A 13,952-nucleotide genomic window follows, 5' to 3' on the forward strand; every position below is an offset into this window, starting at 1 on the left:
GCCTATGCGGTTTGGGGCGCAGTAATCTGGTGCGGAGTAAGTTATCTGGCATGGCCAGTAAAGAGATATATGGAGAAAAATGGAGAAAATAGAGAAGATAACAATTAGATTAGTAATGCTGCTGATAGGGTTTTCTTTGCTGTTTCCAGTAAGGGCTCTTGCAGCAGAAAAGGATGAAATTACTGAAAAGAAACAGATTATATTTTTGCTGGATGCAAGCAAATCAATGCAGGGAGACGGACAGTGGATTGAGGCAGCGGACAGCGCATGCATGATAGCGTCGGCGTTGCCGAAAGAATACGAAGTGGCATTGCTGGTATATAACACGGAAATTGTTTATGAGGAAGATTTCGGAAACATTAATCAGAAAACCAGGCATGCACTTGAGACGGTAGAGCTGCAGGGCTACACCACCCCAGCGGTGGCGTTGGAAACGGCGGCTGATATGTTTGACAGTGCGGCGGCAGATAAAAGAGTGGTATTTATTTCCGACGGGGAAATTTCTCTGCGGGATCAAAGCAAAACAGAAACTGCAATCAGGCAGTTTGAAAATATGGTGGATCAGATTGCAGAAAAGGGAATAAAAATTGACATGTTTGCAATCCCCAATGATAAGACGGAGAATGAGGTTTCGTATGGAACGAAAGTGACGTCAGGAGAGCAGTATACAGTAGGCGAAAACCAGACGATTGAAGAAATCACTGCAAAATATCTGTTCCAGACGTTACAGATAGAAAAAATAGAACTTGGCGAGGCGGTTTCCGGAGAAGGAAATATGACAGTGGATCTGCAGGATACTTATATGCAGAATGCAAAGATACTTCTCGTGTCAGGGGAAAACATCGAGGATTTTCATGTTACAGGACAGTGTGAGAGCCTGAATATGCTTCAGGGAAACAAGTTTGCGGTTGCTGAATTGGAAAATCCATTGGAACGGCAGATTACAATGGACTATTCTCTGGAAAACAGAGGAAATGTCCATATTTATCTGATAAAAGAATATTTTTTAAAAGCTGATATGGAGAAATCCTATACATCAGAGGAAGGGACATTTACCCTGAAGGTAAATGTTGTAAACCATCAGGATAAACCGGTTTTGGATTCAGAAACCTTGAAAAATAGCATTTCTGTGTTGATAGACGGTCAGGAGAGTTCTTACGAAGTGGAAAATGGTACAGCGTTGGTTCCGTATCAGACAGACAAGACAACAAATGTAAATGTAGAGGTTACCACTCAGACATCAGGAAATGTGATCCATTACATAGAGACAACAGATATGGTGGAATTGACAGTTCCGGTTGTAGAGGAAGAACCTGATTATACAGTCCTTTGGATTGTGATTATATCGCTATGTGCAGTGGCACTTTTACTTTCTGTTTTATATGAAAGGAAAAAGCAAAAAAAAAACGAATGGTGAGGCGGGTTCCATTATCATAGAACCGTCAGAACCTCCTGTGGTGCCAAAGTATGATTTTTCAGGACAACTGGCAGTGTATCTGTTAAAGGGAGAGCGGGAAGACGATATTCCGCCTTGTAGTATTAAATTATTTGGAAAATCACGAAAAAGTATATCCTTTGACTGGGTGAAAGACCGCTGCGGGATTGATTATAAATTATCGGATGCAGACAAAATCCGGTTTACCGGAGGGAAAGACCACACCTTATGTTTCAAAAACACCGGTTATGCAACCATCGTAAAAGGAAACCAGATTTTGAAACGGGAGAGAAAATATTCCTTATGTTATGGAGAAAAAATACTGTTGATTTTTAATAATGGGGGAACAGAAATCGAACTTCATTATAAAAATATGAAACCAAGCGAAAGGTAAGGAGGAACAAAGTGAATACAATAACACAGACAAACAGGACGATTCTCTTTGAGGAAATCAATCCGGAAAAGCTGAATCTTCTAACACTTGTGGGAGACGTCAGAGGGGTAAACAGCGTAAGTGATGATAAAATCAAGGAAATAAACGATGCCTTGCTGGTGAGAAGTTTCGATGAGTTTTTAGAAAAATTTGAGCCGGTAGTATATTCTTATTTTGACGCAAACAACCAGAAAGTAATCTATACCCTCAAAAAACCGGAAAACATTGAGGATGAGTTATTAAGCGAAATCCATCTGAACCGCCAGAATGATTATCTGAAAATGTTGATGACTCTTGTTGAGGCAAAGCGGGCAGAGGGAAGTATTAATGTAGATTTTAAATTTGAGAAACTGACGGATATGATTTCCCCCAAAAAGGTCATGGATGATATCCGGCAGAATCGGAAGGAGCTCCAGTATACATACAGTGAGTATGCGAAACTTGAGGACGGCGATCCAAAAAAGTTAGATACGGCGGATAAGCTGAATCTGATGTTTGAAGAAGCAAGCGTAAACTACAATAATGTGATGGCGATGTTGCCGCTTGCGATAGAGGATATCAAAACAAGGCTGCTGTTGGGAGACGGGCAGACGAAGAAAGACGAAGCCCCATTAAGTCTTGGCGTTCTCAGCATGGACGAGCACGGGGAACTTAAGATTTTAGAGGCACCAAAGGAAAACAAAAAAGAACTGATGGTATTGGACGACAATGCTAATGCAGGATTGATTCAGGCAATCGAAAAAGATTATATGGATCTGAATGAGGACGGAAATGAGTATGTGAAGTCCCTGGTTGCGAGAACATTCTGCCCTCTGGCTTCTACCATGGAGAGCGTCGTAGATATTGAGAAAGAAGTATCGAACTACAACTCTTACCTTGAGTTTTACAAGCGGAGCAAGGACGATTTTATCAAGACGGTAAAACCACTGGTGGAGAAAATTATGGGAGTATGGGCTTTCTTTGAGCAGTATCCGAGAAACTGCAAGGGCATGAGACCTTCCATGGTGATTTCCAATGTAAGCAACGATATGTTGGCAAAGAGCAGCAACATTCCGAGACTTTTAGCATACCTCAATACAGTAAATGCAAAAAATGATTTTGAGAATACCATCTGGTATGCGATTGTTCCGTCGGTTTCTTTAAACAGCAGTTCTAAGCTTAAGGCGGTAAGACAGCGTTTTCAGGGAAATGAGAACGTAGAGAAAGAGGATGTGAACAGCGTGGAGTCGCTGGTTCGAATACTGGATGCGCTGAAAGATTACGAAGTGCAGTGTTTCTTCAGCTATGAGACGGGGGATAAGACCACCTTTAATATTATGGCGACAGAGGGAATTGAAAAGTATGAAACAAAGTGCGCACAGCTAATCGGCAAGCCATTCAGCGAGTATGCAATTCCCTGCATTCCGAATTTTACAGTGATCCCTAAAGATAAATCCGGAGTGATTCTGGATAACAGGATGTATGTCACGGAACAGAATACGGCAGCACTTTCCAAAGAAAAAGAAGATATTATGAAAATCTGGATTGACGGCGTTTATATAGGAGCCGCATATGTGGCAGCCGGACTGGTGGCAGCTTACCAGAGTCCGGACTACTTAAAAGAAGTTTTTAAGAAAAATGTAGACGAGCAGCTTCCAGGTGTTCGGTTTGATATTGAGTCAGGAGATCATGCGCTACAGGTTCGGACAACCATGGCAAAAGAGATTACAGGATATACGAATGATATTAAGAGTGATATCAACCGGAAGAATTTCGGATTTGTATTTTCTTCGGAAAACGCAGTGCTTAAGGATCTGAATATTCAGAACATCATGGTTTATAAGGCGCGTAACCTGCTGACAGACGGAAAGAGCTATGAGCCAATCTACAAGACACAGGTGACTACTTATATTCAGAGGGTGATGCGCCTGGCGACAGGTGACTTTAAGCAGGAAAATATTGTAGAGTTTTTCTCCAGCAAGCCTACCAGCCAGAGAAGTAGGTGGATGGAGAAAAAAGATTACATTAATGCGATTATCGGAAACGGAGATGATATCCGGTATTCCATCGACGAAACGGCAGGCTACTGTACGCTTGATATCGCATTCAACGGCAATGTGAAGAACCTCGAAATCGAGATTAACCGGGTCAACAATGAGGACAGAACATTTTAAATAAAGTCCGAAAGAAAAGAAGGAGGAAATGAACATGGGTTTTAGATTAGCAGTGAGTGGAGGCGCAGAGAGCATCAGTCTGGATGAGAGAACCATCGAGAAAGTTAGTTTCGGTTCTGATTCTGCAGCAGATTCCAACGCAAGGGCAACAGATTTCGGTATCGCAGTAAAGATTACTGGAAAAATGCTCTATAAAGTGGGAGCAGACGGAGATGACGGAACACTCGGATTAGCCAAATGGTCTCAGGTTCCGTCCGAGCAGGCAGACTGCTACAGAAGTGCAAAGATTGACGTTGTATCAGCAGGGCAGGTGGTAAGAGAATATACAATCCCCAATGCGTTTGTCATGGAATATAAAGAGCATTTGGACGATGAAACCGGCGTGGGTACTTTCTACCTGCATATCAAGCAGAAGAAGGACGAAAATGATGCGGTGAAGATTGAAGGCGGTTACGGCGAATAGCATGAGAAGAATGCAGGTTCAGTATTCTTCTTGCGGATTTTAAATATTTTAAAAAGGAGATGGAATTATGTCATTTTTAGTAAAAGTTGAAGGAAGCGAGAGCTTTGAAGTGGCTAAGGAGTGTGTCAGAAGCGTAAATGTTACCACTGATATTCCGTTGGATTCGAATGCAAGAACCAAGGACGTCGGCGCAACTATGGTGATTACAGGAAAGATTTTAGCGGCTTTGGACGGGGATATCACTGACAGTACAAGAAAGCTGGCGTTATGGTCGGTTGTTTCGGCAGAGAAAGCAGATTGTTATCGCAAGGTGACGGTAGAGCATGTGGCAGGCGGCGTGATGGAAAGAAAATATTGTTTTCCCAATGCATTTGTCATTAAATACAGCGAAGATTTTGACAACAAGGAAGGCGTCGGAATCTTTACGTTAGTGCTCAGACAGAAGAAAGACAAAATCGCTTCTGTAGCGGTAGAAGGAAATTATTCAGCATAACGGCAGGGCGCAGATTGTCAGTAAATGTGACAGCCTGCGCCTTAAATCAGTAATCAGAAGTGTGCGTTATCAGATTTGTATTGTTATGAAAAAAGGTTGGGATAAACATGAATCCATATCAGGTATTAGGCGTTTCGCAGACGGACGATGAGGATATCATAAAAAAGGCATACAGAAAAGCGGCAAAAGAATGCCACCCCGATACTCATCCGGGAGATAAAAGAGCAGAGGAACGGTTTAAGGAAATCGGAGAGGCATACCGGATTCTCAGTGATAAACAAAAAAGAAAAGAGTATGATGCCAGAGCAGCACAGAGAGAACAGGAAAGTGCGACAGGCAGAAACAGTGCCCAAACAGGCAGAAGGAGCGCCGGAGGATCGATTTATCCGGGAGATATAGAAAAGGAATTTGAACGATTTTTTTCCAAAGGAGTGCAGAGCGAGAAGAAGGAAAACAGTTCACAGCAAAAAATAAATCCCATGGATGTGACAGGCTTATTTGAGCGTTATATGGGATTTAAACACTGAGAAAGACGGTTTGACTTTATGAATGCAAATTTGTGGGCATATTGAGGTGAAAATGAATAAGAAAAATTTCATGGATATGATGATATGCAGCCTTTCCGCTGCAATTATAATTCTATGTTTTACATATATGGAGCAGAGCAGAGGACGGGATACACTCACAGCTGTCTGCGGGATTGTATTTCTGGCATTTCTGCTGCTGGCGGTGATGGATTCTCTGCCGACTAAGCGAAAAAGAGGCGCAAACGGACGGGGAATACAGGAACTTCTGCTGTTAGATGAAGAGGGAAACGAAATTTCTGCCTGGCATATTGGCGGAAAGACCTCGCTTTTGATCGGACGGGACGAGCACAAGGAAAATGTGGACATTAACCTTCAAAATACAGAGTATGGCGGAATGGTAGACCGTCAGCACGCCGTGTTGAATTATGCGGCGGGACAGTGGTATATCGAGGATTTAGGAAGCAGAAACGGTGTAAGAATTCAGGACGCAAAGGATGGGAAACTGTATCAGGTTTCAAAGGAACATCCATGCCGGATTAATGCAGGCGACATTATTTTTATCGGGAACACAAGATTAAGGGCAAAATAAGGAGAGACAAAACATGAGTGGAAATTTAATTCGCTGTCAAAATGGACATCTTTTTTCAAGCAGAAGGTACGGAACAGTATGCCCGTACTGCAATATTGAGACAGCAACCAAAGAAAAAAAGTCAGTGGAGAAATCTCAGGAAGAGATTGAGGATATTCTCTTTCTGGAGGAGGAGCATCCGGTCTGCGGCTGGATTGTATGTGTAAAAGGCCCGAGAAGAGGCAAGGATTACCGGGTAATGGACGGGAAAAATTTTGTGGGACGGGCAGACGACATGGATATCCAGATTTTGGGGGACAACAAAATCGCACGGAGAAACCATGCGGTGATTGTATTCGACGCAAAGAAACGGGAGAATATGATTTTGCCGGGGGACAGTAATGGTCTGGTCTATCTGAACGGCGAAGCGGTTTATCTGCCGCAGCCATTGAGCGCATATGACGTGATAGAGATGGGAGAGAGTACATTCCTTTTTGTTCCTTTCTGCGGAGAGCATTATATGTGGGAGGACGATAAATGAGTGCCCCATACCTGACCATCTGCATCCTGTGTGTGTTATTAGGAATTGCATTTTTGTACCGGTTTTGTCTGGTATTCCAGAGCAGCAGAGAAGGATATGAGACAGGAGCAAGCAAGACCATCGGCAGCCGTGAAATACAGATGGATTACTATACAATAGAAGAAAATGAGAATGGGTTACTGGCGGTTCTGGCGGATGGAATGGGAAAAGAAGCGGGCGGCAGGATAGCAGCCAAAACGGTCATCCGGGTTTTTAAAGAAATTTTTGGAACATATAACATGGCGGATCACCCTTCCTATTTTTTCAGAAAAGCATTTCAGACTGCAAACCGGGAAATTTTAAAACAGATGGATGAGGGAAGAGGAATGGCGGCGGTCAGCGCCGTTATGATACAGGGAGGATTTCTGTTTTACGGGATTGTCGGGAATGTAAAGATTGCAGTATTCCGAAATGAGGAACTGATTCCTCTTGGAACGGGACATACTGTAGATGTGCTGGCACAGGATAAGTATGTGGAAGGTGTTCTGACAAGAGAAGATGCCCTGTCCATGCTGCAGGAAAAAAGAATTTACAATTACTTGGGAAGAGATGGTTTTAAGGAAATCCAGTTTTACGACAAACCGATTCGTTTACAGGAAGAGGACGTGGTGGCAATTTTCAGCAATGGAATGCAGGAGAGCGTCACATGGAAAGAGATGGAGGACTGCCTTTCCCAGAAGAAACGCTGCAGGAGAATGGCATTTGATCTGGTGGAACTGGTAAATCAGAAAAAAGGCGATAAGGACAACGCCAGCGTAGTTCTGATAAAGGTTGGAGAAATGGCATGAGAAAACAGAACAGTGACTTTGAAGCACGGTTTATTTCCGAAGAGGGAAGCAGGTTAAAAAACAGAGATTATTTTGGGTATGTGGAATTAGACGAGTTCGCCTGCTATGTCATAGCGGACGGAATCACGGAGATCACGGATGTAGAAAGCGCAAGGCTTGCGATTGAGACCGTCATTCTGAGTTTTCAGGAAAAACCATCTATGTCAAAGTGGTCTGTAAAGGGCCTATTAAAACGGGCAAACCGGGCATTGTTAGGAAAAGAAAGTGACAGACGGTTAAAGGCGTCTATTACAGTCGTTGTAACAGACTATCAGAAATTGAGATATGGGTATGTGGGGAACACAAGGCTCCGTATGTACCGGGGAGGGGCAGTTTTCCGGCAGACGAAGGATATGTCTCTTGCCCAGGAGATGGTGGAGCAGGAGAAAATCGCCAAAGACGAACTGATGAAGCATGAAGAGAGAAATAATCTTTATGCTTATCTGGGACAGAAAAATTTTAAGCCCGTGGTTTCAAAGAAGATAAAGCTGGTAGAAAACGACATGATCGCCTTGTATACAAGAGGAATCTGGGAGAATGTGGACGAGGCAGAGCTGGACGATGTCTTTGCAGAGGCTGACAATGAAGTAAAGACAACGGTGGATAATATCGAGGATTTGCTGCTTTCGAGACAGCCGGAGAATCTGGATAACTATACGCTGGCAGTTATTTTTATCAATAAAGTATATCAAAATCCGGAGAAACGGAAACGGATCAAAAAAGTATTGACGGTTACAGTTGCTGTTGTCATAGCAGTAATCATTATCGGTGTAGTGTTGTGGTTTCTACATTATAAAAAGGTGCAGCACATTGAGGATATGAACTATCATTTTACAAATACGGTGGAATATATCAATACCGGAAATTATGTCAGGGCAAAAGAGGAATGTGGGCAGGCGCAGGAACTGGCAGAAAAGCTGAGGGACAGCAGTATGAGAAAGCGCCTGCAGGAATATTCCTTTGTGATAGAGACTGTGATACTGGCAGATGAAAGCTACAGCAGTGCAGATTATGAAGCGGCGGAAGAATACTATCTTTCTGCATTGGATCGTATCAGATATGCGGACAATGTAGGGACGGATTACATAGAAAATAAGCTGGAAAATATCAGCGTATTCCTGTCGGTGGAGGATTATATTAATCTGGGAGATACGTTATTAGAGCAGAGCGACTACGATGGGGCAGAAGAGAAGTATCTGCTGGCAAAAAAGGCTGCACTGTCCGTACATGACACAGAGGGTAAACAGACAGCTATGGATTCACTGGAAAAACTTTATGAGGCAAAGGCGGACGCCGAAAGTGAAGCGAAGGAAGAAGCAGATAGTCAGGCACAGCAGACAGTTGCTGCAGCGGAGATGGTGGCAGCGGGAGATAAGGCATGTCTGGAAAAAGATTATGTAGGGGCGAAAGTTTATTACACCATGGCAGTTACCAAGTATGGCGAAGTATCAGATACAGCGGGAGAGGAAGCTGTGCAGAAAAAGCTGGATGCCGTGGAACAGAAGTTGAGTGTTCAGGAAGAACAGAAAAATAAAGCGGCTGCTTGTGAAAGTCAAGGAGAAATCTGCCGGCAGTCCGGGGATTTGTGGGGAGCAAAATCACAGTATCTCTCTGCAAAGTCGATTTATCAGGAACTTGGGAGCGATGAAGATGTGCAGAGGATAGAGGGAATTTTAAGTGATATTGATACGCAGATTGGACAGGATGGCATGTGAAAAGAACTTCTAAAATCGACGCTGCACCATTGGGTGCACCGCCGAAGAAGTTCTAATTTCACACGGAAGAACGCAAAAGCAGCGTTCTTCTCACGGATTGCTTTCGATGGAGGAGGTGAACATTGTGGAAAGTATTACAGATTTACAGCAGCACATACGAAAAAGGCTGACAGAAATAGAGAATCTGGATGAGCGGAAGGACGCAAGGGAGATATTGTTAGAAGGTCTTGTGCCGATTTTTGAACGGATGGAGAAACGGTATCTGGATTTGGAAAATCAAATCAAACGGGAAATAGAGATTCCGAATGAAAAATATGCAGTTTCTATGACGGTTATAAAGCAAAAGGACTATGACCCCATCAATGGAACGCTGTATCCGGTTGTTCCTGTATTAGTGCAGGAGGATAAGGAGCAGGAGAAAACGGAACCAATGCCCTGCCTTATCTATTTTGCAGGCAGTTATCAGAAGAAAGAAGAATTTGAGAAAACCGCAGATTTTCAGGGTTTCGATGACAATGGTGCTTCCTATGCTGTCAGAGTACGGAAGGCAAAATGCTATCAGCAGGCACTGTCAGAGTTATATCAGGTATTTGTCTATAACAAGATAGGCTGGACGACAGTCAATACGGGATATCTGGACAGATTCTATGAAGTGTATGCGGACGGGGAAACAGACATAAACAGTCTGAAAATAGATTTTGGTAGCTATGAGGAAGATATCAAAAATGACATGCTTCTGTTATGGAATATTGAAAAATTCACATTCCAATGCCGTAAATTTATGGTCCCGTGTATGGATGAGAAATATTATGAGCATGAGTTGGATTTGAAAAATTATGATTTAGACAGCGGATATATGCTTGGGATCAATGAGGATGTTCTTAAGGTCAGGCATGAAAAAGACAAAATTATCATGACCTCATTGAAAGAATCCTTTCGTGATTGGGAGGCATACCGCTTTATTGGAAAGATAGATACAAGTTCCCATGGGTATACCTACGAAATGTTGGGCAACAGCAGAAAAAGCAGTTTTTTTCAAAATTACAGAGAACGGCAGGAAAGTTCCCTTGGCAGCCGGACAGAGTTGTTTTGGATGGTACAGAGTTTTGAACATAATGGTTCTGTAGAGTTAGAAAAGTGTGAGGTGCTTGAAACACCACCGGAGTCCTGTCTGGAAGGGGATATGAATCCATTTTTGGGAAATACCATTTTCCCGATGGAGACAAGAAAAATTCTGGCATTGTATTTTAGACGAAAGGGACAGAAAAACAATTTTTGCGAAGATATGGTACGTTTTTTTGTGTCACAGATACAGTTATCGGTCTGTGAATATAAGTGTGTCGGTATTTTGCAGGACAAAGGAGTTTAAATTTTATGCAGTATATCTGGGAGGTTGTGCTGGCAGCGGAAAAAAACGGAATAAGGGGAGCTGATTTGCAGTATGAGGTGCCAGAGGTACGAAGTCCGTATCTGGAGGTTTCCTTTTACGATTTAAATACGCAGACAGTGGAGCAGACTGTTGTAGAGGTAAATCCATTTTACCGTTTTTTTGATATTTTCAGTGAGATATTGGATATTAACCAAAAGGAATATGAAAAGACAAGGGAAATCTTTGTGGATACAGTCTTTCATTATCTGGCATTGACGGACTTGAGGATGGGCATGAGCAAAAAAGATTACTATCTTAAGTTCTTAGCAGAGGAATTGGAAAGCGGACAGTTTGGAAGTAAGGCAAAGGCGGCAATGCGGTTATTTTCACGGTATGAAAAAAGATATCTTGTACTGGCTCTCATGGATGTGGTGGCTTCCCGCAATTATCTTGAAATTTTCAAATGGTTGTTTCAGGAGATATATATAAATTCCATGATATACGTCAGCATGGATTGTGCCAATGAGCTTTATATTTACGTTGGAAGTGCAGAGACACAGGAAGAAAGAGAGCGGGTTCAGTTTTTATTAGATACCTTTTTGCCAATAGGTATGAGGACAGAAGTCTTTTATCTGGAACATTTTGGAATCCTGGATATGGAAGAAACCATGGTGATAGATAAGGTACTTTTAATATAAATGTGGAGGTGATAGGTATGGAGGCAACCAGAACGGATACAAAGAAAAACGAAATAAAATATGAAAAATCAGAACTGGAGTTGATGACGACCTATCAGCTAAGAGAAATCTGCCGTCGTGAAAAAATCATGAATGGTGTCATACACCCTCTCGATAAAGAAGAACTGATCCAGGCCATTATGCGTTATATGGGAAAAAGACAGGACTTTTTTATCTGTGACAAGAAAAAAGGGGGAGAAGAGCGGGTAGAAGAATTTTTAAAAAAGACCAGAATTGTGATAAAGCCTTGCAAAGAATTATACTGCCAGTCCCAGATTTTAGCTTACGAGGGACTTTCCATCGAGTATTATGACGGCTATACCATTCCTTATAAGAAAGAACTGTCAGGAACAAATGCCTTTTTAATGGGAAGCGATATGACACTCTGTGCAATTTTAAATCTCAAAGAGCACGGAGAGAGACAGGAAAAATTGTATCTGACCAAGGCTGCGGAGTTAGAGATACGGGAGACACAGAGAAAAGATTACAGAATTTTCTGTATGGGACGTCAGACAACGGAGAGCTTGTATCATTTGTATTATGGTGAGCACACAATATTGCCGGAGCATATCGAGGTTTACAGTATACCACTGATTGATTTTGTGGTGAGAAAACCTGTCACACTGATGCTGCCCATGGCGATTGATTTTGGTTCTGTAAATACCACTGCCGGGGTGTATCTGGATTCTGCTTATTTTGAAAATGTCGGAGAGCAGGCTGCGGTAAAAAATTGCAGGGAAAATGAGATAAATTATACAGCTTTTGAGGATGGTAACGGAGAAAGTATGCTATTGCCCAGCGTGATTGGAGTATTGGCAGTGGAAGAAGAGGATTACAAGCTGCTGTTCGGTTATGATGCGATAAGGCTGGCAAATGCAAGTTATGTGGATGAGGGTTTTTGTGTCTTTTATGATGTGAAACGCTGGATTGGGGAATATGACAAAGAGGAAGAAATTGTTGACAGACAGGGACGGCGGAGGCTGGTAAAGCGGGCGGAGATTTTACGTCGATTTTTCCTGTATATCATAAGAAAAACGGAGAACCGTTTTAAATGCCGCATTTCTCAGGTACATATCTCAAGTCCGGTGAAGCAGAAGCATTATTTCCGCAGAATGTTCCGGGAGATACTGCCGGAATATATGACGGATCAGGAAACGATGCTCGATGAGGGAATGGCTGTATTATATAACACCATTTCCAATATGTTAGAGCAGGAGACTCTGGAAGAAAATGAAGAATACGAAGCGCTTATCATTGACTGTGGAGGAGGAACAACGGATTTGTGTTCGTACCGTTTCCGTATTCAGGACCGCAGAGCTGCTTACAAAATTTATATGGAAACTGCCTATGAGAATGGCGATACGGACTTTGGTGGAAATAACCTGACATACCGCATCATGCAGATATTGAAAATCGCACTGGTGCGTGCTAAAGGAAATCAGAATGTAAGCGGTGTGAAAGAAATCCTGGAATATATGGATACGGATATTTATCGTTTTATTGATTCTCATGGAGTAAAGGCGTTTTATCAGTATTTAGAGCAGGAATATCAGAAAGCGGAAGAGATACTTCCGACGCGTTTTGCCGATTTTGAAAGATATAACCGCAGCGAGTATTACAAGGTGAAAAATAATTTTTATACCTTGTTCAATACAGCAGAGCAGATAAAAAAATTATTTTACGGAAAAATCGGAGCATTGGAGGTCACGGTAACTTCGGAACAAAAAGGACAGCGGGAAAATACCGTTTTATTGGATAAATGGAAACTGTCTTTCTGGAAAGGGAACAGCCTTACGGTGGAAAAGATGATACCGGAAGTGATGATGAACTATTTTGAGATAGAGCTGCTGTTATCCGGCGAGATATACGGCATTGTACAGAAATTTATGGAGGAATTATACCACAGCGGAAGAATACAGGATTTTTCCTTTATTAAGTTGACGGGGCAGTCCTGCAAGATTGATTTGTTCAAGGATGCGTTAAAAGAGTTCGTTCCGGGTAGAATGATACAGTTTCGGAAAAGGGCGAATATTGATGCGGCAGATTTTGAATTAAAGATGACTTGTGTGGACGGGGCGCTGAAATATCTGCGTGACCGGAAATATGGGCTGGCAGATATTCACCTGAACAATGGGAAAGCTGTGCTCCCCTATCGTATTACCGCTTATACCCATAATGGAAAAGAAGTGGTACTGGTGGATGGTTTTAAAGACTGGGATACGGCGGGAACTATTTCGAGGAATATGGAGGATTTGATTCTTCCGCTGTATTTGAAAAATACGGACGGGGAGGAACATTGCCGTTTTCAGTATGTATGCAGGCAAGAAGATTTTTCACAGAAAAGCTATGAGGAGATTGAAGCGGTTTATGGTTCCCATATTCTACAGAAAGAGACGGACAGTATTGAGAATGGAGATGTGAAGTTCTTCGTATGGGCAGAACAGGAGGAATGGGGATTTCAGGTTGTTCCAGTTTACTGTGAAATGGATGAACTTTATCTTGGGAAAGCAGAATTTTTCAGTTTCGAGAGTGATAACTGGGTGAACAGTTTTTTTGACGGGAAGAAATAGGAGTGTGAAGTTTCATGGAAATCAGGGTTCCGGTGTTTGCGGGCAGGCGTATTTTGAAAAAAGAAAGTTTGTGGGATATCAG

General features: G+C 42.4%; 13 protein-coding genes. All 13 read left to right on the plus strand.

The genetic code is table 11. The annotated features are described in order from the left end of the window. The first annotated feature begins 79 nt into the window (after nt 1–79). Nucleotides 80–1,417, plus strand: a complete 1,338-nt coding sequence (locus tag ROSEINA2194_RS13545) for a vWA domain-containing protein (protein ID WP_007888280.1) — start codon at nt 80–82, stop codon at nt 1,415–1,417. Between the two features lie 37 nt (nt 1,418–1,454). Beyond that, nucleotides 1,455–1,829 carry a hypothetical protein gene (locus tag ROSEINA2194_RS13550; protein ID WP_172727129.1) on the plus strand — a complete coding sequence of 125 codons (375 nt, stop codon included), beginning with the start codon at nt 1,455–1,457 and terminating at the stop codon, nt 1,827–1,829. A gap of 11 nt (nt 1,830–1,840) precedes the next feature. Beyond that, a complete protein-coding gene (locus ROSEINA2194_RS13555; protein ID WP_007888284.1) occupies nt 1,841–4,021 on the plus strand; it encodes a hypothetical protein in 2,181 nt (726 codons plus the stop codon). Nucleotides 4,022–4,055: 34 nt separating this feature from the next. Then, entirely contained in the window at nt 4,056–4,484 is a 429-nt protein-coding gene (locus ROSEINA2194_RS13560) for a hypothetical protein (protein WP_044928146.1), read from the plus strand. Between the two features lie 67 nt (nt 4,485–4,551). After that, nucleotides 4,552–4,977, plus strand: a complete 426-nt coding sequence (locus tag ROSEINA2194_RS13565; protein ID WP_007888288.1) for a hypothetical protein — start codon at nt 4,552–4,554, stop codon at nt 4,975–4,977. Nucleotides 4,978–5,084: 107 nt separating this feature from the next. Then, entirely contained in the window at nt 5,085–5,504 is a 420-nt protein-coding gene (locus ROSEINA2194_RS23095; protein WP_007888291.1) for a J domain-containing protein, read from the plus strand. 52 nt (nt 5,505–5,556) lie between these two features. Beyond that, on the plus strand, nt 5,557–6,093 hold the full coding sequence (locus ROSEINA2194_RS13575) for an FHA domain-containing protein (RefSeq protein WP_044928149.1): 537 nt from the start codon (nt 5,557–5,559) through the stop codon (nt 6,091–6,093). A gap of 13 nt (nt 6,094–6,106) precedes the next feature. Beyond that, a complete protein-coding gene (locus ROSEINA2194_RS13580; RefSeq protein WP_007888293.1) occupies nt 6,107–6,613 on the plus strand; it encodes an FHA domain-containing protein in 507 nt (168 codons plus the stop codon). Further along, nucleotides 6,610–7,440 carry a PP2C family protein-serine/threonine phosphatase gene (locus ROSEINA2194_RS13585; protein WP_007888294.1) on the plus strand — a complete coding sequence of 277 codons (831 nt, stop codon included), beginning with the start codon at nt 6,610–6,612 and terminating at the stop codon, nt 7,438–7,440. The genes ROSEINA2194_RS13580 and ROSEINA2194_RS13585 overlap by 4 nt, the downstream gene beginning before the upstream one ends. Then, nucleotides 7,437–9,194, plus strand: coding sequence for a PP2C family protein-serine/threonine phosphatase (locus tag ROSEINA2194_RS13590; protein ID WP_007888295.1), 1,758 nt, complete (start codon nt 7,437–7,439; stop codon nt 9,192–9,194). The genes ROSEINA2194_RS13585 and ROSEINA2194_RS13590 overlap by 4 nt, the downstream gene beginning before the upstream one ends. 124 nt (nt 9,195–9,318) lie before the next feature. Further along, nucleotides 9,319–10,563: a hypothetical protein gene (locus tag ROSEINA2194_RS13595; RefSeq protein WP_172727130.1), complete on the plus strand. Its 1,245-nt coding sequence runs from the start codon at nt 9,319–9,321 to the stop codon at nt 10,561–10,563. Between the two features lie 5 nt (nt 10,564–10,568). After that, nucleotides 10,569–11,261, plus strand: a complete 693-nt coding sequence (locus ROSEINA2194_RS13600; RefSeq protein WP_007888297.1) for a hypothetical protein — start codon at nt 10,569–10,571, stop codon at nt 11,259–11,261. A gap of 17 nt (nt 11,262–11,278) precedes the next feature. Further along, entirely contained in the window at nt 11,279–13,870 is a 2,592-nt protein-coding gene (locus ROSEINA2194_RS13605; RefSeq protein WP_044928153.1) for an Hsp70 family protein, read from the plus strand. Nucleotides 13,871–13,952: the final 82 nt, after the last annotated feature.

The organism is Roseburia inulinivorans DSM 16841 (genome assembly GCF_000174195.1).
Classification (GTDB): domain Bacteria; phylum Bacillota; class Clostridia; order Lachnospirales; family Lachnospiraceae; genus Roseburia; species Roseburia inulinivorans.